The following is a 19,039-nucleotide window of genomic DNA, read 5'->3' as shown; positions in this document are numbered from 1 at the left end:
CGGCGGGTCAGCGCATTGTGGAGTTGGTTCCGCAGGCACTTGGTTTGGATTGCGCTGGGGGTGGTGTTTGCCGCATTCGTGACGTTCCTGGTAGCGGAGCGGTTCTCGGCACCCAAGGATTCACGGTCCTTATCTACCCGTAATCCCGCTCCCGACGGGGCCATGGCCTTGGCCGAAATACTGGGGCGCCACGGTGTGGGCATAACTCCCACCGATACCCTCGAAGACACCCTGGCCGCACTTTCCGACGACGACTCCACCGTGCTGCTGTATGACCCCCGCGGTTTCCTGGACAGATCACAGTTGCAGGATGTGAGGGCTGCAGCCGGGCGGGTGGTGGTGGTCGCACCGCGCCTACGCACGTTGAACGGCCTCGATCCGGACTTCCGTCCCGGCGGGGTGGTTCCCGAAGCGACAAAAAACCTTGAACCAGGCTGCGGCCAGGAAGACGCGGAGCAGGCGGGACCCGTTGCCGCACAAGGACCGGTGTACCTGGGGCCCGTAGTTTGCTACGCCACCCGCAGTGATGGACCAGGACTTTACGTGTCCTCGGCCGATGGGCACGTCGTTGTTTTGGGGAGCACCGAGTTGCTGGAAAACCAACACCTCGCGGCCGCTGGTAACGCCGCATTGGCGACGCGGACCTTGGGAAGCGCCCCCAACTTGGTCTGGTACACACCAGGCCTCGCGGATGTAGCGTCCGATAGATCCGCCCCGACGCTCAACGAGCTTGCACCGCCGTGGGTGGCGTTTGCGGGTCCATGGCTGGCCGTCATAGCTATCCTTGCCATCCTCTGGCGCGGACGACGTTTGGGACCGTTGGTCTTTGAACCGCTTCCCGTGGTGGTTAAGGCCGCAGAAACAGCCGAAGGGCGTGCACGTCTATATCAGGATTCACGTGCCGTGGAACGCGCCGCCGACAATCTACGGGCAGGAACCCTCGCCCGGTTGGCCAAGCATTTCAATCTGGGGACGGACGCCACCGCGGAGGCCATCATCGACGCCGTGGCCCGGCGCCTTGGACGGCAGTCCCCCGCGATCCGGTGGGCGCTCATTGATTCCAAGCCGCAGACAGAAGGACAACTGGTGCAGTGGGCACAACAGATCGAACGAATCGAACAGGAGGCGACGGCCCGATGAGCAACCAGCCGAACAACTACACGGACAGCACCAACCAATACTCCGGTGGCGCGGCCCACCAGGTAAACCAGGCGCACGCAGGCGATCCGCATGTGCATGGAGCAGAGGTAAATGGAACACAGCTAAATGGACCACAACAGGGCGGCCACCGCAGCGGTACGGAGGATCCTGCCCGACAGTCCCTGCTGAACGTCCGGAACGAGGTTGGGAAGGCTGTGGTCGGGCAGGATCCCACAGTTACGGGCGTGCTGATCGCCCTTCTTTGCGGCGGCCATGTCCTGCTGGAAGGCGTGCCCGGCGTCGCGAAGACCCTGTTGGTCCGGGCGTTGTCCACTGCCCTGAGCCTGGAAACCAAGCGCGTACAGTTCACCCCGGACCTCATGCCCGGTGACGTCACGGGCTCCCTGGTGTACGACTCGCATTCATCGGAATTCACTTTCCGCGAAGGGCCGGTTTTCACCAACATCCTGCTGGCCGATGAAATAAACCGAACGCCACCCAAGACGCAGGCCTCGCTCCTGGAAGCCATGGAGGAACGCCAGGTTTCCGTGGATGGCGTATCGCGGCCGCTCCCTGCACCATTCATCGTGGCAGCCACCCAGAATCCCGTGGAATATGAAGGAACCTACCCCCTGCCCGAGGCCCAATTGGACAGGTTCCTTCTCAAGCTGACCATGCCCTTGCCAGGCAGAGCCGAGGAAATCGAAGTGATCCGCCGGCACGCCGGTGGCTTCGACCCCCGAGACCTCGCTGCGGCAGGCGTGCGGGCGGTGGCTGGCGCCGTCGAGCTTTCCAACGCTCGTGCGGCTGTAGCGCAAGTGGCCGTCGCACCGGAAATCCTGGCCTACATTGTGGACGTAGTCCGGGCAACCAGGTCAGCCCCGTCCTTCCAACTGGGCGTCTCTCCTCGCGGCGCTACTGCCCTCCTGAACACTTCGAAGGCATGGGCCTGGCTGTCCGGGCGGCCCTTCGTGACACCGGACGACGTCAAAGCCTTATCGTTGCCTTGCCTCAGGCACCGGGTAGGCCTGCGTCCTGAGGCCCAGATGGATGGCATCCACGTTGACGACGTGCTCGGAAGCATCCTCGCGTCCGTTCCGGTGCCTCGTTGATTCTGCCGGTGATGCAGATGACAGCAATGGCAAGAGTGCCCTGATGGCCATCACGGGTCGTTTTGTGTTGCTGGCAGTTGCCGGGCTGGTTCCGTTGCTGCTGTTTCCGGCCTGGAGCACGGTGCTGTTCATCGTTATCGGACTGCTGCTGTTCCTGGCTCTTGACCTTATCCTGGCGGCTTCCCCAGCCAAGCTGGGCTTGGCACGCCAGCAACCGGGCAACGTCACTTTGGAGAGTCATGTTGATTCCGTCCTCACGGTGACCAACTTGGGCCGCCGAAAGCTGCGGGCGATGGTCCGGGATGGTTGGCAACCCTCCGCTGGAGCCCTTAACCCAGCCCAGGCGCTTGACGTTCCACCCGGCGAACGTCGCCGCGTGACGGTATCCCTAATGCCACGGCGTCGCGGCGATCTTGAGAGCCCACATGTGACGATCCGTTCGTATGGACCCTTGCGGCTGGCCGCACGGCAGCGGACGAGGACACTTCCCGCCCGCCTTCGAGTGCTGCCGCCTTTCCATTCCAAACGGCATCTGCCATCGAAACTTCGCAAGCTGCGCGAACTTGATGGCAGGGCGGCTGTGCAAATCCGGGGCGCGGGAACGGAGTTCGATTCCCTGCGGGACTACGTTCGCGGCGATGACGTCCGATCCATTGACTGGCGTGCAACCGCCCGCCGCACATCTGTGGTGGTGCGGACCTGGCGTCCGGAACGGGACAGGCGGGTTGTGATCGTTCTGGACACCTCCCGAACCGCAGCGGCCAGGATTGACGACGAGCCGAGGCTCGATACCGGGATTGAGGCTGCGCTGCTGCTCGCGGTTCTAGCGGAACGGGGCGGGGATCGGGTTGACTTCCTCGCCTACGACCGGATGCTCCGCGCGAGGGTCGAATCTGCTTCGAAAGGCAACCTCCTGGCCCAACTCGTTCAAGCCATGGCGGCGTTGGAGGCCGAACTCATAGAACTGGACTGGCAGCAGATCCCAGGCCAGGTACGGGCCGTATCGGCGCACCGCTCGCTGGTGGTGCTTTTGACAGCCCTCGACGGCGGCGCCCCCGAGGAAGGCCTTCTCCCCATGGTGGCCCAACTGGTCCGCCAGCACGTAGTGGTGGTCGCATCTGTCCGGGACCCCTTGCTGGCAGCAATGAAAGCCGGACGTTCCACCGCCAGCCAGGTTTTCCGTGCCGCCGCCGCGGAGCGCGCCCTGCTGGAACGCGCTGCGGTCACAGAACAATTGCGGCAACTCGGGGCTGAAGTGGTGGACGCCGAACCCTCTGAAGTCCCTCCCTTGCTTGCTGACACCTACATCCGGCTTAAAGCGGCCGGGCGGCTCTAGGAAGGACTCCAATGAACGAACCTATCTACCAGCTCGCCCTGGGCAATGATTTCACCAAGTTGGCACCCGAACTCCAGGAGTACTTCTCCCTGGCGGCAGGCTCCGGGTCATATGGAATTGGTGAGGGGGTCTTTGACGTTGTAGGGTGCCAGCAAAAATGGTTGCGTCCTTTGCTGGCCCTGACGGGAAGCGAAGAGGCCTTCTTCCCTGAATACGGCGAAGGCATACCGTTCCGTATTGAGAACCATGCCCACGTGGATCCCTTTGGCCGGCAAGCCCTCACGGCACGGCGTGAAATCTACTTCCCCTCCGGGACGCGGTTGTTCCACGACACCACGAGCGCTATCATCACGCCGCAGACCGGCTCCGTCACGCCCGCACCGATCCGGTTGGTGGACCATGTTGGCCGTTACCGTCGCCTCGTCACGGACCTTGACGTATCTGCCCTGCCCAACGGCCGGCTACGAGGTGTGTCGAAAGCCAGCCGGCTCTTCCTGGGTCCATTGCGCATTCCGTTGCCGGCAGCCTTGGACGCAAAGGCCTTTGCGGAGCAATGGTGGGACGAGAACGAGGGCAAGCACCGGATCCAGGTCAAGGTCATCCAACCCCAGATCGGCGTAGTGCTTGTCTATGCCGGCCGCTTCGATTACCGGTTGGCGCCTTACCTGGCCGGGGCTGCCCAGGGCACATCGCTCCCGCGCTATGCAGAACCGGATCGCTGGGAAAAGAGGATCTAGCCCTCGCCAATCATCCCTGCGACAGGCCAATCAACCTGTGACAGCCCGATCAACCCTGTGACAGCTGATCAAGGCCATCGGCCACTTGGGTGAGTCGGGCAAGGACTTCCTTCGCTGTGGAGGGCTTCACGTGGGCGAGTCCCGTCGCCGGCGTTAGGCGCAGTGCCGGCAAGGCAGACGCCGGGAGGCCCAGTTGGCTCCAAGGCCGCCAAATGCTTTCCACAATGTCCGCGGTCCGCGGAAGCATGGCATCAGCATCCGCTGTGGGCATCGCACCGGCCCACACGCGTTTGCCCTTTTCCACTGCTCCGGCAAGGTGCTCCCACTGGCGGGTAGTCAACGCCTTCAGGGGAACAGCAACGCCATCGGCGCCCGCATCGAGTATGCGATCAATCGGGGCCTCGATCTCCGGTACGGCCACCACAATTTCGACGGCGCCCGCTGCCCTGAGCGCCTCGATCACCAACCGCCAGGCTCCCGCAACTTCCTCGCCGGGGATGGACCGCAGAGTCCGGTAACCACTCGCCGTCGGGATTGTTCCGCCCATCACTGCAGCAATATCCGGCTCGGCCAACTGGACCACAACGCCCGCTCCGGGCACCGCTCCCGAGATCCGCTGAAGGTGTTCTGCGACTCCGGCTGCCAGTGACTCTGCAATGTCACGGCGTGCCCCAAAATCGAGGAGGGCTCTTTCGCCGTTGTGGAGGTACAAACCGGCTGCGAGGCTCAGGGGGCCCATCAGTTGGACCTTGATCCCGCTGGCTGAAACTTCTTCCGTTCCAGCGACATCAGCCAGGATGTTAATGTCAGTCGCAAGCGCAGACCGTGCCCGCTGGGCGTCCTTTCCCGGCCGGTCCACCAATCTCCAACCGTGGGGTTGAACGTCCACGGCCAAGTCCACCAGCAGCGATGCTGTCCTGCCTACGGCATCGGATCCGACACCACGGTCCGGCAGTTCGGGCAGGAACGGAAGGTGGGGGTCCCCCAATTCGCCCCGGACGATCCGCAGGGATTCTGCAGGGTCAGTCCCTGGCCATGGGCCAAGAGCCGTCGCGCTGACCCGTTGCACTTCACCCGACATACTTTCAGGCCTGCTGGCTGGAGATCTGGTGATCCTCTGCGATGGCCTCATGATGGCGGATCACTTCACTGATGATGAAATTCAGGAACTTCTCGGCAAATGCGGGGTCAAGATGCGCGTCCTCGGCCAGGCGGCGAAGCCGGGCGATCTGGGCTGCTTCCCGTCCGGGGTCGCCAGCGGGAAGCTTGTGCGTGGCCTTGAGGACCCCTACTTTCTGGGTGGCCTTGAAGCGTTCCGCGAGCAGGAAAACGAGTGTGGCATCGATGTTGTCGATGCTGGACCGGATGGAGAGCAGCTCATCCATGACGCCGCGATCCACCTGGCCCGCGAGGGAGCTCGCTGACGGGTTGAAGGAATCGTGGTCTTCGGGGAGGGCATTGTTCTGCTCGGTCATGTTCCCCAGTCTATGGGGTGCGGCGGTAGCGTTGCCGGTGTTACCTGACGGCATCCCGTAAGCAGTGTTCCTGCCGCGGGAATCGGTGCAGAATGGCAGCATCACTGCACTCGACCAAGGGAGCTTCCATGAAAATCGCTGTCCTGGGAACAGGAATGGTGGGGCACGCCCTGGCTGGCAAGCTGGTGTCGTTGGGCCACGAGGTCATCATGGGTTCCCGCGAATCCGGCAATCCCAAGGGCGAAGAGTGGGCCCGACAAGCTGGTCCACGCGCCCGTGCCGGCTCTTTCGCGCAAGCGTGCGCAGAGTCCGAGCTGATCGTGAATGCCACACCCGGTACTGTGAGCCTGGCCGTCCTCGCTGAAGCCGGCGAGGCCACCCTGAACGGCAAAATCATCTTGGACGTAGCTAATGCCCTGGATGGATCCAGCGGCTTCCCGCCATCGCTCACAGTCTGCAACACCGACAGCATCGCCGAGACCATTCAACGGACCTACCCCGAGCTTCGGGTAGTGAAATCCCTTAATACAGTCAGCGCCCCCGTGATGGTGGATCCTGGGCGGCTTCCGGGCCCACATGACATGTTCATGGCGGGAAACGACGCGGATGCCAAGTCCACAGTGTCAGGCCTGCTGCAGGAGTTTGGTTGGGCGCCCGAGCACATCAGGGACCTTGGCGGACTCGACGCTGCCCGTGGCATGGAAATGTGGCTGCCCTTATGGCTAAGGATCTTCATGCAGCAGCCGAAGGGAAAGATGTTCAACATCGCTATCGTCTCGGAATAGCTCAGGAACCACCCTCCGCAATGGAGACACTAAAGGCCCGCTCCCCAGCGTGGGAAACGGGCCTTCGGTGCATCATCCGGACTTTCTCAGCGCCGGGCTAACTCAGTGCCGGGCTTTCTCAGTGCGGGCCTTTGGGACTAGCCGCGCAACAGCGCGCGGTGGGCTTCCCGGCGTCGTGCCTGTTCGTCTGGGTCCGGAACCGGCAAGGAAGCGATCAGCCGCTTGGTGTAGTCGTGCTGGGGCGAGCTCATCACATGGTTGCCGATGCCCTGCTCCACCAACTGTCCCTTGTACAGCACGCCAACCCAGTGCGACAACATGTCCACCACCGCGAGGTCGTGGCTGATGAAAAGGGCCGCGAAGCCGAACTGCTCCTGGATGTCCTTGAACAAGTCCAGAACCTTGGCCTGCACTGAGACGTCCAGCGCGGAGGTTGGTTCGTCGGCAATCAGCAGGCGTGGGTTGAGCGCCAACGACCTCGCAAGAGAGGCGCGCTGCCGCTGTCCACCGGACAGCTCGTGCGGGTAGCGTTGCGCGTACGACGCCGGCAACTGGACCGACTCGAGCAGCTCGCCTACCTTTTTCCGCGCCTCAGCCGCGCTGGGCTTCGTGTGGATAATCAGCGGCTCAGCCACGCACTCGCCGATGGTGAGATGCGGGTTAAAGGAGGCGGCAGGGTCCTGGAAAACAAAGCCGATCTCCTTCCGCAGCGGACGGAAAGTGCGCTCCTTGAAGTCCAGCATCTCGTAGCCAAGGACTTTGAGACTGCCGCCCGTTGTCCTGTTCAGGCCTGCGATTGCCCGGCCAATGGTGGACTTTCCGGAACCGGACTCGCCCACCAAGCCAAAAACCTCGTTCTCCGAGACCGTAAAGGTGACGTTGTCCACGGCTTTGAAGCCATGGCGTCCAAACCGGCCCGGGTACTCAACGGTGAGGTTCTTCGCCTCGACGAGGACCTTGCCGTCCTGATGCAACCGGCCACGGGCGCCTTCGGAGGCGGAGTTCCGGCCCAGGTGCGGGACCGCTGCAAGGAGCTTTTTCGTGTAGTCCTGCTTCGGCTCCGCGAACAACACCCTCGAGGGCGCTTCCTCCACCACATCGCCTTGGTACATGACCACCACGCGGTCAGCGAGGTCGGCCACTACGCCCATGTTGTGGGTAATCAAGACGATGGATGTGCCGTAGTTATCCCGCAAGTCACGGAGTAATTGCAGGATTTCCGCCTGTACCGTCACGTCCAGGGCTGTCGTTGGTTCATCGGCCACAATCAGGCCCGGGTTCAGTGCCAATGCCGCGGCAATCACCACGCGCTGCTTTTGCCCACCGGAAAACTGGTGTGGGTAGTAGTTGACCCGGGTTTCGGGGTCCGGAATACCCACCTTTCGCAGGGCTTCCGTGGCCCGTTCCTTGGCTTGCTTTGCAGAAACGCGGTGGCCGTCCTTGGCGTGCGCACGGATCCCTTCGGCAATTTGCCAGCCCACCGTGAACACAGGGTTCAAAGCGGTGGAGGGTTCCTGGAAGACCATCGCTACGTCGCGGCCGCGGATCCTTCGCAGTGCGGATTTGCTGACACTGATCACGTTGCTTCCATTGATCACCACGGCGCCGGAACTGATGGCGGTTTCCGGAAGCAGCCCAAGGATGGTCTTGGCCGTCACGGTCTTGCCGGAGCCGGACTCCCCCACGATCGCCACTACTTCCCCGGCTTTGACGTCCAGGCTGACATCCTTCACGGCATAGACGTCCCCGCCGTCCGTGGCGAAGGTGACTTTGAGCCGGTCAATGGTGAGGACGGGTTCGCTGGGAGCCGCGGCGTCGGAAATGTTTCCGAGGTTGGTGGTCATGGCTTACCTGCCTCTGAAGCTGTAGGGGTTGCAGGGGTTTTCGTGGCGCCTGCGCGCTTGCGGCCACGGATCCGCGGATCGTTGAGGTCGTTGATGCTTTCGCCAACCAGCGTCAGGCCCAGGACTGTCAGCACGATTGCGATGCCAGGGAAGACACCCGTCCACCAGATACCCGAAGAGGTATCGGCGAGCGCCTTGTTCAGGTCAAAGCCCCACTCCGCAGCGGATGTTGGCTCGATGCCAAAGCCCAGGAAGCCAAGGCCTGCAAGCGTAAGGATCGCTTCGGAGGCATTGAGCGTGAACATCAGGGGCAGGGTCCGCGTTGCGTTTTTGAAGATGTGCCGTCCGATGATACGCAGGCTGGACGCACCCAGTACCTTGGCCGACTCGACGAATGGCTCAGCCTTGAGCCGGATGGTTTCGGCGCGGATGACCCGGAAATATTGGGGCACGAACACCACGGTGATCGAGAACGCACAGGAGAAAATACCGCCCCAGAAACTGGACTGGCCACGGCTGATCACGATCGAGATGACTATTGCCAAAAGCAGGGTGGGGAACGCATAGATGGCGTCCGCTACTACTACAAGGATCCTGTCCAGCCAGCCGCCGAAGTAACCGCTGAGCAAGCCCAGGGCGACGCCGAGGAAAAGTGACATCGCCACGGACACGATGATGACGGTCACGGCCGTCTGGGATCCCCACAGGACGCGGGACAGGACGTCATAGCCGCCCACCGTGGTGCCAAGGAGGTGTTTGGCCCCCGGTGCCTGCTGGGTGGGGAAGGAACCGGACGCATCGCTGAGTTGGGAGTAGCCGTAGGGGGCCAGCAGCGGGGCGAAAATGCTTGTCAGCAGGAACAACCCGCTGAGAACGACGCCCACAATCAGCATGCCCCGTTGGAGGCCAACGCTCTTCCTGAGGTGGGACACCACCGGAAGCCGGGAGAAGAGGGGCTGCTTGGGAGCAGTCAGTGAAGGAGTGCTCATGGTCAGTACCTCACTCGGGGATCGATGAGCGCGGCAATGATGTCCACGATGAAGTTGGTCACGGCGACGATGATGGCCAGCAGCACGACAATGCCTTGGACAGCCACAAAGTCACGGGCGTTCAGGTACTGCACCAACTGGTACCCCAGGCCCTTCCACTCGAAGGTTGTCTCGGTCAGGATGGCACCGCCGAGCATGAGCGCAATTTGCAGGCCCATGACAGTGATGATGGGGATCAGTGCAGGCTTGTAGGCGTGTTTGGTCACCAGCCGGAACTCACTAACGCCCCGGGAACGGCCGGCCTCAATGTAGTCCTTTCCCAGTGTGCCAATGACGTTTGTCCGTACCAGCCGCAGGAAGACCCCTGCGGTCAGCAAACCAAGGGCCACGGCCGGCAGGACAGCGTGGGATGCAACATCTCCAAGAGCAGCGAAGTTGCCGCTGCGGAGCGCATCCAGCCAGTAGATGCCTGATGGCGCTCCCAAGGTGCTCATGGTCAGTTCCGTGCGGGTGGAGGCGCGTCCTGCTACGGGGAACCATCCGAGCCACACCGAAAATGTCAGTTTGAGAAGCAGGCCGGAGAAGAACACGGGGGTGGCATAACAGAGGATTGCGAAGAACCGCAGGACGGCGTCGGAGCTCTTGTCGCGGTGTTGGGCGGCGATGAGTCCGAACGGGATACCGACTGCGAGCGCCACGATCAATGCGTTGATCGACAGCTCCAGCGTTGCGGCACCAAAGGTAGTGAGTACCTCCACGACTGGTCGACGATCAGTGATCGTCGAGCCAAAGTTGCCGGTGATGAGTTGGCCGAGGTATTCAAAGTACTGGATCAGAACCGGGCGGTCATAGCCGGCATCGTGGATTCGCTGGGCCAGTACATCCGGTGGGAGGCGTCCGCCTTGGGCAGCTGTGATGGGATCTCCAATGACCCGCATCAAGAAGAAGACCAGCGTCACCAGAATGAAGACGGTGGGGATGATCAGGAAGAACCGGATCACGATGTATTTTCCAAGGCCTCCCCCGGCCTTGGACTTGCTCTTGGGAGCTACTATTCCGGGCTCGGCCTCGGGTACCTCTATAAGTGTTGTCATTGTTACCTGTATTTCCTGCCCGTGGATTGCGCGGGATTGGCTCATGCATGCCGGCCACGATCGTGGTCAGCAAAGGAGGCGGGACACCGGATCAGTGTCCCGCCCCTTTCCATCACATGGTGTGGTTACTTGGAAACAGTCCCGAGGCGGAACTTGAATGAAGCGTCCAGTGTCTTGTCGACACCGTTGACACCACTTCCGACCACCGCCACCTGTGCGCCCTGAAGCAGCGGCAGTGTGGAAATGTCCTTCGCAAGGGCGTTTTGGACGTCCTTGATGGCGGTTTCACGGGCCGACTTGTCTGCCTCTGTAAGCTCCTTGTTGATGAGCTCGTTCACAGCATCGTTGTTGTAGTGGTTGTTCAGGAAGCCGCCCTTGGGGAAGAACGGCGTCAAGTAGTTGTCAGCGTCACTGAAGTCCGGGAACCAACCGAATTGGAACAGCGGGTACTCATCGGCGCGGCTGGCCTTGGTATACGTGACCCATTCGGTGGACTGCAGGTTCACCGTGAACAGCCCGGACTTCTCCAGCTGCTCCTTGACCATGGCGTATTCGTCACCCGACGACCCACCGTAGTGGTCCGGGTTGTACTGCAGGTTCAGGGCCACTTTTTCAGTGATTCCGGCGTCTGCCAGCACCTTCTTGGCCTTGTCGAGGCTTGGCTTTCCTGCGTCGCCGTAGGCATCCTTGAACGACTCGTTGGCGCCCAGGAATCCGCTCGGAACGTTGGAGTACAGCGGCAGGTAGGTGCCCTTGTAGACCTGGTCCGCAATCGCCTGGCGATCGACAAGGTTGGCTATTGCTTGCCGGACCGCCAGGGCCTTTGCCGGATCTGCGCCCGGCGCCTTGGTGCCGAAAGGCATGGTGTCGAAGTTGAACGTGATGTAGCGGATCTCGCCACCTGGACCGACCAGAACCTTGACCTTGGAATCCTTCTTGAGGTCGTCAACATCGGTGGCACTCAGGCTGCGGAACGCCACATCGAGGTTGCCCTGCTGGATATCCAGCTTCAGGTTCGTAGGGCTGGCGTAGTACTTGATCGTGGCGGCGTCATTGGCCGGCTTGCCAAGGACACCCTTGTAGTCGGGGAATGCCTTCAGGCTGACCAGTTCATTCTTCTTGTAGCTATCGATCGTGTACTGCCCGTAGAACGCTTTGGCCTTGATGATCTCGTCGTCAGGAAGGACCTTGTCCGCGGGGAAGACTTCATCGTCCACAATCGGCGCAGCTGGGCTGCTGAGGATAAACGGGACGGTCTGGTCGTTGGCCAGCTTCGACTTGAACACCACCGTGTTGGCATCCGGGGTGGTCACGCTCACAATGTTGGCCAGCAACGACGCCGGGCCGGAGGGGTCGTTGATGGCGACCTGGCGGTCAAAGGAGAACTTGACATCCTTTGAATCCAGCGTGTGTCCATTGGCCCATTTCAGACCGGACTTGAGCTTGACGGTGTATTCGGTAGGTGCCGTGAACGACGACGACTCCGCAAGGTCCGGGACCGGTTCTGCACCGCCTGGCTTGGAGTTCAGCAGGAACGAGTAAATCTGGTTCATCACCATGAATGAACCATTGTCGTAGGATCCTGCCGGGTCCAATGCGGTGACTTTGTCTGTGGTGCCGTAGGCGATCGGGCCGCCGGCAGCCGGGGCGGACGATGAACCGCCGCCGGAGGGGCCCGTGCATGCAGTCAAAGCGAGGGCGGAAACGCCCGCCAGCGCGATAACGCCATGCAGGGCCTTCTTCTTCAGTGCCATCTGTGAACCTTCTGTTCGATGGATTAGGCGAACCGCCGTGGGATATTTGTGACGGAGCGCACTCTTGATTCCACGATTCAATCAGACTTCCGCGCCCCGGGGCCCTTGATTTTGTGATTCGAGACACAATATTTACCAACCAGTAGGTTTTCCAGGGGACGCTAAGGCATTGCCCCTGAAGAAGCGCCGGAATATCTTTATTCCGAGTTGATAAGCGCTGGATCACGGACAGGCAGAACACGGCCGTGGACAGCATCCAGGCGGCGGTTCAGGGGGCCGCCGAGGTAATGGGTGCAAGGACCAGTCCTAAGGACGGGAACATGAGCAAGGCAGCCCTCTGTGTGGGGATCAACAAGTTCAAGTATTTACCCGAATCGAGCTGGCTTCACGGTTGCGTTAATGACGCTGAAGACCTGGCCGCCCTCCTTGGGGCGCAGTACGGTTTCGCTTCCTCCAGCATCAAGGTCCTAAGGGATGCCAAGGCCACCAAAAAGTCCGTAATGGCCGAACTCAACAAGTTGGTCGACAGCGCGGTGGAGGGAGCGTCCAACCATATTGTCTTCACCTTCTCCAGCCATGGCACGCAGATACCCGATACCAGCGGCGATGAGGTGGATCGGCTGGACGAGGCCTTTGCCTGCTATGACATCAACAACGCCGGCGACTCCTGGGACCCGGAGACAGTGATCAGTGACGACGAGTTGGCCACGCTCTTCGGGCGTCTGCCGGAGGGTGTCCTCATGGACGTCGTCCTGGACACCTGCCACAGCGGCACTGGACTGAAGTCCTTGGACCTTTTGCCGGGCCGGCGCCCGCGTTTCCTTCCTGCCCCAACACCGCGGGCCGCGATCGCGAACGAGTTCAGCGACGCCCGCACCCTTCGCGATTTGGTGAAATCAGCCACGCTGTCCAAGCCTGTGCTGATGGCAGCCTGCCGATCGGACCAGACAGCCGCGGACGCCCTGATCGAGGGCCGCTACAACGGAGCCTTCACCTATCATTTCGTGAAGTCCCTGCAGGGCAACGGCACAGTGGGGCGGGCGGAAGTCCTGAAGCTGGTGAGCAAAGCGCTCAAAGGCGGCGGTTTTGATCAAATCGCCCAATTGGAAGGCACGACGGCGGCACGCAAGGCTGCCTGGGGCAGCTAACCTTCCGTTGGCGTCACCCCCGGGGGCATCAGCTATCGCCCGCGCCTATGCCGCCGGGCCTATTCCCCCGTACCTATTCCCCTGTGCCGTGGAACTTGTGCCTGGCACCGGAAGATGCGGCTTCCTCGACGTCGTGCTGTTGATCGGAACCAAACAGCATCCCCTGCCGCTCCCGGTCCATTACTGGTTTGAGCGCGGCATAGACCAGGCGGCCACCGGCGTCGAATCTGAGGATTCCTCCTCCACGGACATCCACGAAATCCCGCCGCGTCTTCAAGCCAAGGCGGACATAGGCCTCCTTGCGGCTCATCCGCACCGTTTGAATGAATGATGCCCCGATTTCGGAGATGATGAAGCCGTCCGGTGACACGCGTTCGGACGTGCGCACCCGCGTGGAGCTCAGTGGAGTGCGCCGCTCCAGCCGGGCCGCGTCCAGGAGCCTCGGGTTTTCCCACACGAAGCGTTGAACTTCCTGGGGGTCTGACCCCAGGGCCGACAGTCGGATGGGATAGCGAAGCCCCTGGTAGTTATCCACCCCGCTGATGTTGTTCAGCGACACCCGGCGGATCCCTATGGCAGAGAATTCCGTTTGGAGGGCGTCCCGATAGCCGTAGGTGTCTTCCGGGACCATGTCCAGGTCTGCGGCAATGATGCCACGTAGGAGATCCCGCCAAGTAACGTCCACAGGTGGCATGTAGGAAAGGCCCCTGATCACCATGCGCAGGACCCTCATGGCCACAATGGAACCGGATTCCGCTTTCTGCTGCAGGCTTTGGTTGTCCCCAAAACGGGCATTTCTTTCCGACCACAACCGCTGGACGGCCCGGAGTACTGCCCCGACCACCACCGCCCCGCGGGCATGCGGGTCCAGCATGGTTTGCCAACCCTCAGGAACGGCGCCAACAAATGGTTCCCTCAACGGACCACGGGCGAAAAGGTCCCTCGCAAAGTCAAAGAGGGACCTTATCAGGATCGCGTCGTCCACCACCTGCCCTGCCTCAAACCCTTCCCCGGCAGCTTCAAGTTGCCGGAAGACCACCTCACGGGATGAAAACACCGACAGTATGGCCACCAGGTCTGCCAGTGCCTCGTGCATGGCAAGTTGCTCCATGGTGGCCAGCTGGTCCGCCCACGCAGGCCGGAAGCCGTCCAGGATCGCGTGGGTGACTTCGTGGGCAACAATGTCCCTGAACAGCGCAGTGGGTACTTTGTAGCCCATGCGGTCCACGGAGCCGAAGCGTATGGTGTTGGTACCGCGCTCATATCCGGTATCGATGGCTGTGACACGATCCCTTGCCTTCAGGACCACCCGCCCCTCCGGATTCCAGGGCATTCGCCGGCCGAGCGTGGATTCGAAGATCTCCAGGGTGCTCATGGCCACGCCGTAGACGTGCTGGGCGAGGAAACGGGTATCGTCCAGGAGTTCGCGGAGGTCCGTGGGCGGAGCTTCTGAAACCAGTTGCCAGGGGTCGCCTTGGCGAGTCAGGGTTACTGGAGACACATTGGTGCCGCGCCACTTCCGGATGTGGATCGCGTAGCGGTGTCCAGTGGGGCCACGCCGGAGCCGCTCTACGGGTATCCGTACCTGGGCTGTCAGCGGTGGAGCCCCGCCGCTGCCTATCGGCCCCTCTGCAAGGACCGTCACGGAGACCATCTGCCCTGCTTTGATGTCTCCCGGGCTCTTCTTTGGAAATGCCACAGCCATCGCCATCTTCGAATGCGGACCCCAACACACCGCAGCGGTTGCGCTACTTAGGCCAGTATGGGGGCCCTCAAACCCGGAGGCAATAATCCGGTGACAGCTAAAGAACTGCCCTCTGCAGGGAACGTGCGGCGTCGATGGTTGCCTGTCCCAGTACCCGGGTGCCCTGATACAGCACGACGGTCTGGCCAGGCGCCACTCCCCGTAGCGGTTCGGTCAGGGTGACCACGAGTTCGGCCCTCTCAACACCCTCTTCATCGGCAACCGGCTCAATGTGTGCACGGGCCGGAACGGGATCACCATGTGCCCGCACCTGGGCGTGGCACTCGAATTCTGCACCCGTCTCAACCTCGGAGATGGGCAGGCCAGCCCATGACACCTTGATGCCGCGGATTTCATCGATGGCAAGGAGCGCTTCCGGCCCCACAACCACCTTGTTTTCCTTCGGACGGATTTCCAGGACAAACCGGGGCTTACCATCGGAAGCCGGCGTGCCCAGCTTCAGTCCCCGGCGCTGGCCGACGGTGAAGGCGTTGGCACCAGGGTGCTCGCCTACCTTCGTGCCGGTTTCGTCCACGATGTCGCCAGTTGTCATTTCGATTTTCTCGGCCAGCCAACCACGCGTATCTCCATCGGAGATGAAGCAAATATCGTGGCTATCCGGCTTGTTTGCCACCGACAAACCCCGCCTTTCGGCCTCAGCCCTTACCTCGGCCTTGGAAGGAGTGTCCGCAAGCGGGAACATGGAGTGCTTAAGCTGCTCATGGGTCAGTACGCCCAGGACATAGCTTTGGTCCTTGGCCCAGTCCGCCGCCCGATGCAGTTCACGGTTGCCGTCGGCGTCTTCGATGACTTTGGCGTAGTGCCCGGTGCATACAGCGTCAAACCCCAGGGCAATGGCCTTTTCCAGCAAGGCAGCAAACTTGATGCGCTCGTTGCAACGCATGCACGGATTCGGGGTGCGTCCTGCAGCATATTCGTCGATGAAGTCCTGGACGACATCTTCCTTGAAGCGTTCGGAGAAGTCCCAAACATAGTAGGGAATCCCTAGGACATCACAGGCGCGCCATGCATCGCGGGAGTCTTCGATGGTGCAGCAGCCCCGGCTTCCGGTGCGAAGGGTGCCGGGCATGCGCGACAACGCAAGGTGGACTCCGACGACGTCGTGTCCGGCCTCGACGGCGCGGGCGGCGGCCACGGCGGAGTCGACTCCGCCGCTCATTGCTGCAAGTACTCGCATGCTGGCTTTCCGTGGTTTAGGGGTTTTGGCTATTGAATCCGGCTGAGGCGAGCCGGCACGCCCAACTATTCTAGCTCCCGCACCAATGTGCGCGCTAAATCCCTTGACTGGCCATAGGACGAAATCTAAAGTCAAAGTAAGTTGTTTTAGAAAGGCAAAGACAAAAGGTGGGCTGAAATGACGCATGAACGAATACTCATCGCCGGCGGCGGCCTGGCCGGTGCAACCGCAGCAAAAACCCTTCGCTCAGAAGGCTTTGCTGGACCCGTTACCCTCCTGGCATCCGAGGAGCGGATCCCTTACCTTCGGCCGCCCCTGTCCAAGGAGTTCCTTCTGGGCAAGGCCGACGAAGATAGCGTTCCGGTGGTGCCAGCCGGCTGGTACGAAGAAAACGACGTCGAACTGCTGTTGGGCAACCCTGCAATGGGCATCGATGCCGGGAACCGAACCGTAACCCTTCAGGACGGCCGGACCCTTGACTACGCCAAACTGCTGATAGCCACCGGGGCGCAACCTCGGCGCATCCCGCTTCCCGGCATTGACCTGGAGGGCGTGATGACTTTCAGGACCTTTGAGGACAGCCTGCGCCTGCAGTCCCTGCTCAGGGACGGAGGCAAGCATGTGGTCATGGTGGGTTCCGGGTGGATCGGCATGGAGCTGGCCGCGGCTGCCCGCAGTTACGGCAATGATGTGGTCCTGCTCGGCTTGGAAGAGATTCCACTTAGTGCCGCCATCGGCCCTGAACTGGGCAACTACTTCCGGGCACTCCACGAAGAGAACGGCGTCAGCTTCAGGCTACCTGCGAGCGCTTCTGCCATCGAGGGGAATGATGGCCATGTCTCCGGAGTCCGAACCAACGCGGGAGAAGTCCTACCCGCGGATATCGTCATCATTGCAGTGGGGGTGGTGCCCGACACATCGTTGGCAGAAACAGCAGGGCTAAGCCTGGACAACGGAGTCCTGGTGGATTCCGCTCTTCGCAGCAGCGCCCCGGACATCCTGGCAGCAGGTGACGTTGCCAACGCCCTGCATCCCTTCACCGGCGAGCACCATCGCAGTGAGCATTGGGCGAATGCACTCAATGGCGGCAAAGTGGCCGCAAAGACGATGCTGGACCAAAATGCCGCCCTGGATGTTGTGCCGTATTTCTATACGGATCAGTTCACGCTCAGCATGGAGTACTCGGGTTTCCCTTCGCTGACCTCCGGGGTGGAGCCCGTGATTCGCGGCTCGCTCGATGACGGCAGTTTCATCGCGTTCTGGATGCGCGATGGCCAGAAGGAGCAGGGCGAAGTGGTGGCCGGAATGAGCGTGAATATGCGCCGCGTGCAGAAGCCCATCAAGGCGCTGATTTCCGGCCGGGTGCCCGTAGACATAACCCGTCTGACAGATGCCGACGTTCCCCTTGAGGAACTGTTGCCCCACGAGTGAAACCCGGCGCTAAAACTCCGTTGGCCCTCGCCGCGCCACCGTTGCCGCTGTCTGGATGCTGGATTCATGACCGGCCATGCCTGCTTGCCGAGCCCGCGAACAGGCCTCCGGCAGCGCCTTAAGCAGTGCCTCAACATCGGCTTCTGTTGAGCTGTGCCCCAGCGTGAAACGTTGAGCACCACGGGCAGTGTCTTCATCCAGCCCCATGGCCAGGAGGACGTGGGAGGGACGGGGCACCCCCGCGGTGCAGGCCGAACCGGTAGATGACTCAACGCCTGCGAGGTCCAGAAGAAACAGGAGCGAATCTCCCTCGCACCCAGGAAAAGTGAAGTGGGCGTTGCCGGGCAGTCGGCCTTCCCCAGGTGCCCCACGGAGCACAGCGTCAGGAACAGCCTGCCGAACCCCGGCAATGAGACGGTCGCGCAGCCCGCTGATGCGCTCGCCCTCAGCGGCCAGGCTACCTGTAACGGCCTCCGCAGCTGCCGCAAAGGCAGCAATAGCCGGAGTGTCCAGCGTTCCCGAGCGCACATCGCGCTCCTGCCCGCCGCCATGTTGAACCGGAGTCAACTTGATCGCGCGTCCGAGGAACAACGCGCCAACGCCGACGGGCCCGCCGAGTTTATGCCCCGAGACTGACATTGCAGCGAGCCCGGAAGCCCGGAAATCGACCGGAACGGAACCGAAGGCCTGGACCGCATCCGAGTGCACCGGAATCCCGTATCGGCCAGCCAGTTCCACTATCTCTGCAACGGGCTGAATGGTGCCCACTTCGTTATTGGCCCACATCACCGTGACAAGCGCAACGGAGTCGGGGTCACGTTCCAGTTCGCGCTGCACGGCATCAAGTCGCACCGCACCCTGGGCATCGACCGGCAACCACACGGCCTCGGCTCCCTCATGACGCTCAAGCCACTCCACTGTGTCCATGACCGCATGATGTTCGACGGCGGAGCACAGGATACGGGTCCGGCGGGGGTTTTCGTCATGGCGGGCCCAGAAAAGGCCCTTGACGGCCAGGTTGTCGGCCTCAGTCCCACCCGAGGTGAAAATTACCTCGGAAGGGTGGGCCCCGGCGGCGGCCGCCAACGTTTCGCGCGCATCTTCCACCGCGCGCCGTGCCCGCCGCCCGGCTCCATGGAGGGAGGACGGGTTGCCGGTCCGCGCCAGCTCGCGCGTCATGACGGCAAGGGCTTGGGCCGACATGGGGGTGGTGGCGGCGTGGTCGAGGTATACAGGCACGTTGCAATTCTAC

At 61.9% G+C, this 19,039-nt stretch carries 16 protein-coding genes; 7 read left to right on the top strand and 9 right to left on the bottom strand.

Annotated features, from left to right (window positions below; genetic code table 11):
- Positions 1-60: 60 nt before the first annotated feature.
- From ACFX4T_RS00495 to ACFX4T_RS00480, 4 genes are read left to right on the top strand one after another with little or no spacing between them, the layout of a single operon-like run.
- On the top strand, positions 61-1,140 hold the full coding sequence (locus ACFX4T_RS00495; protein ID WP_377650458.1) for a DUF4350 domain-containing protein: 1,080 nt from the start codon (positions 61-63) through the stop codon (positions 1,138-1,140).
- Positions 1,137-2,252 (top strand): AAA family ATPase, encoded by a 1,116-nt coding sequence (locus tag ACFX4T_RS00490; RefSeq protein WP_377650457.1) that lies wholly within the window; start codon positions 1,137-1,139, stop codon positions 2,250-2,252. Before ACFX4T_RS00495 ends, ACFX4T_RS00490 begins: the two co-directional genes overlap by 4 nt.
- A 43-nt stretch (positions 2,253-2,295) precedes the next feature.
- A complete protein-coding gene (locus tag ACFX4T_RS00485) occupies positions 2,296-3,588 on the top strand; it encodes a DUF58 domain-containing protein (RefSeq protein WP_223949322.1) in 1,293 nt (430 codons plus the stop codon).
- Between the two features lie 11 nt (positions 3,589-3,599).
- Positions 3,600-4,325 (top strand): DUF4166 domain-containing protein, encoded by a 726-nt coding sequence (locus ACFX4T_RS00480; RefSeq protein ID WP_377650456.1) that lies wholly within the window; start codon positions 3,600-3,602, stop codon positions 4,323-4,325.
- Between the two features lie 49 nt (positions 4,326-4,374).
- Here ACFX4T_RS00480 and ACFX4T_RS00475 read toward each other — a convergent pair whose 3' ends face one another.
- A complete protein-coding gene (locus tag ACFX4T_RS00475) occupies positions 4,375-5,406 on the bottom strand; it encodes a hypothetical protein (protein ID WP_377650455.1) in 1,032 nt (343 codons plus the stop codon).
- Between the two features lie 4 nt (positions 5,407-5,410).
- Entirely contained in the window at positions 5,411-5,800 is a 390-nt protein-coding gene (locus ACFX4T_RS00470) for a chorismate mutase (protein ID WP_216924041.1), read from the bottom strand.
- Positions 5,801-5,928: 128 nt separating this feature from the next.
- Between ACFX4T_RS00470 and ACFX4T_RS00465 the strand changes: the two genes are divergently transcribed.
- Complete coding sequence (locus ACFX4T_RS00465) at positions 5,929-6,585, top strand: NADPH-dependent F420 reductase (RefSeq protein ID WP_216924042.1); 657 nt, start codon at positions 5,929-5,931, stop codon at positions 6,583-6,585.
- 137 nt (positions 6,586-6,722) lie between these two features.
- On the opposite strand, the gene ACFX4T_RS00460 is transcribed toward ACFX4T_RS00465, so the two are convergent.
- From ACFX4T_RS00460 to ACFX4T_RS00445, 4 genes are all read right to left on the bottom strand, one after another.
- A complete protein-coding gene (locus tag ACFX4T_RS00460) occupies positions 6,723-8,429 on the bottom strand; it encodes an ABC transporter ATP-binding protein (RefSeq protein WP_377650454.1) in 1,707 nt (568 codons plus the stop codon).
- The gene (locus ACFX4T_RS00455; protein WP_377650453.1) at positions 8,426-9,418 is read right to left on the bottom strand and encodes an ABC transporter permease; all 993 of its coding nucleotides are present in this window, start codon (positions 9,416-9,418) and stop codon (positions 8,426-8,428) included. The genes ACFX4T_RS00460 and ACFX4T_RS00455 overlap by 4 nt, the downstream gene beginning before the upstream one ends.
- A gap of 2 nt (positions 9,419-9,420) precedes the next feature.
- A complete protein-coding gene (locus ACFX4T_RS00450) occupies positions 9,421-10,512 on the bottom strand; it encodes an ABC transporter permease (RefSeq protein ID WP_223946425.1) in 1,092 nt (363 codons plus the stop codon).
- Positions 10,513-10,637: 125 nt separating this feature from the next.
- Complete coding sequence (locus ACFX4T_RS00445; protein ID WP_216924046.1) at positions 10,638-12,266, bottom strand: ABC transporter substrate-binding protein; 1,629 nt, start codon at positions 12,264-12,266, stop codon at positions 10,638-10,640.
- A 320-nt stretch (positions 12,267-12,586) separates the two neighbouring features.
- Between ACFX4T_RS00445 and ACFX4T_RS00440 the strand changes: the two genes are divergently transcribed.
- The gene (locus ACFX4T_RS00440) at positions 12,587-13,414 is read left to right on the top strand and encodes a caspase family protein (RefSeq protein ID WP_377650452.1); all 828 of its coding nucleotides are present in this window, start codon (positions 12,587-12,589) and stop codon (positions 13,412-13,414) included.
- Between the two features lie 73 nt (positions 13,415-13,487).
- Here ACFX4T_RS00440 and ACFX4T_RS00435 read toward each other — a convergent pair whose 3' ends face one another.
- Together ACFX4T_RS00435 and mnmA are read right to left on the bottom strand one after the other, a co-directional pair.
- A complete protein-coding gene (locus ACFX4T_RS00435) occupies positions 13,488-15,113 on the bottom strand; it encodes a hypothetical protein (RefSeq protein ID WP_223946428.1) in 1,626 nt (541 codons plus the stop codon).
- A gap of 103 nt (positions 15,114-15,216) precedes the next feature.
- A complete protein-coding gene (mnmA, locus tag ACFX4T_RS00430) occupies positions 15,217-16,356 on the bottom strand; it encodes a tRNA 2-thiouridine(34) synthase MnmA (protein WP_377650451.1) in 1,140 nt (379 codons plus the stop codon).
- A gap of 177 nt (positions 16,357-16,533) precedes the next feature.
- Here mnmA and ACFX4T_RS00425 point away from each other — a divergent pair, with 177 nt between their 5' ends.
- A complete protein-coding gene (locus ACFX4T_RS00425) occupies positions 16,534-17,787 on the top strand; it encodes an NAD(P)/FAD-dependent oxidoreductase (protein WP_377650450.1) in 1,254 nt (417 codons plus the stop codon).
- A gap of 9 nt (positions 17,788-17,796) precedes the next feature.
- On the opposite strand, the gene ACFX4T_RS00420 is transcribed toward ACFX4T_RS00425, so the two are convergent.
- On the bottom strand, positions 17,797-19,026 hold the full coding sequence (locus ACFX4T_RS00420; RefSeq protein WP_216924051.1) for a cysteine desulfurase family protein: 1,230 nt from the start codon (positions 19,024-19,026) through the stop codon (positions 17,797-17,799).
- Positions 19,027-19,039 lie beyond the last annotated feature (13 nt).

Origin of the sequence: Paenarthrobacter sp. YIM B13468 (assembly GCF_042788025.1) — a bacterium.
GTDB classification, from domain to species: domain Bacteria; phylum Actinomycetota; class Actinomycetes; order Actinomycetales; family Micrococcaceae; genus Arthrobacter; species Arthrobacter aromaticivorans.
The sequence above is the reverse complement of the archived record's forward strand: the minus strand, read 5'-3'. Positions and strand labels throughout refer to the sequence as shown.

What these genes read in the sequence shown, in the direction of transcription:
- ACFX4T_RS00490 (WP_377650457.1), top strand. Translation starts at nt 1,137, where the DNA reads ATGAGCAACCAGCCGAACAACTACACGGACAGCACCAACCAATACTCC.
- ACFX4T_RS00485 (WP_223949322.1), top strand. Translation starts at nt 2,296, where the DNA reads ATGGCCATCACGGGTCGTTTTGTGTTGCTGGCAGTTGCCGGGCTGGTT.
- ACFX4T_RS00480 (WP_377650456.1), top strand. Translation starts at nt 3,600, where the DNA reads ATGAACGAACCTATCTACCAGCTCGCCCTGGGCAATGATTTCACCAAG.
- ACFX4T_RS00475 (WP_377650455.1), bottom strand. Translation starts at nt 5,406, where the DNA reads ATGTCGGGTGAAGTGCAACGGGTCAGCGCGACGGCTCTTGGCCCATGG.
- ACFX4T_RS00470 (WP_216924041.1), bottom strand. Translation starts at nt 5,800, where the DNA reads ATGACCGAGCAGAACAATGCCCTCCCCGAAGACCACGATTCCTTCAAC.
- ACFX4T_RS00465 (WP_216924042.1), top strand. Translation starts at nt 5,929, where the DNA reads ATGAAAATCGCTGTCCTGGGAACAGGAATGGTGGGGCACGCCCTGGCT.
- ACFX4T_RS00460 (WP_377650454.1), bottom strand. Translation starts at nt 8,429, where the DNA reads ATGACCACCAACCTCGGAAACATTTCCGACGCCGCGGCTCCCAGCGAA.
- ACFX4T_RS00455 (WP_377650453.1), bottom strand. Translation starts at nt 9,418, where the DNA reads ATGAGCACTCCTTCACTGACTGCTCCCAAGCAGCCCCTCTTCTCCCGG.
- ACFX4T_RS00450 (WP_223946425.1), bottom strand. Translation starts at nt 10,512, where the DNA reads ATGACAACACTTATAGAGGTACCCGAGGCCGAGCCCGGAATAGTAGCT.
- ACFX4T_RS00445 (WP_216924046.1), bottom strand. Translation starts at nt 12,266, where the DNA reads ATGGCACTGAAGAAGAAGGCCCTGCATGGCGTTATCGCGCTGGCGGGC.
- ACFX4T_RS00440 (WP_377650452.1), top strand. Translation starts at nt 12,587, where the DNA reads ATGAGCAAGGCAGCCCTCTGTGTGGGGATCAACAAGTTCAAGTATTTA.
- mnmA (WP_377650451.1), bottom strand. Translation starts at nt 16,356, where the DNA reads ATGCGAGTACTTGCAGCAATGAGCGGCGGAGTCGACTCCGCCGTGGCC.
- ACFX4T_RS00425 (WP_377650450.1), top strand. Translation starts at nt 16,534, where the DNA reads ATGACGCATGAACGAATACTCATCGCCGGCGGCGGCCTGGCCGGTGCA.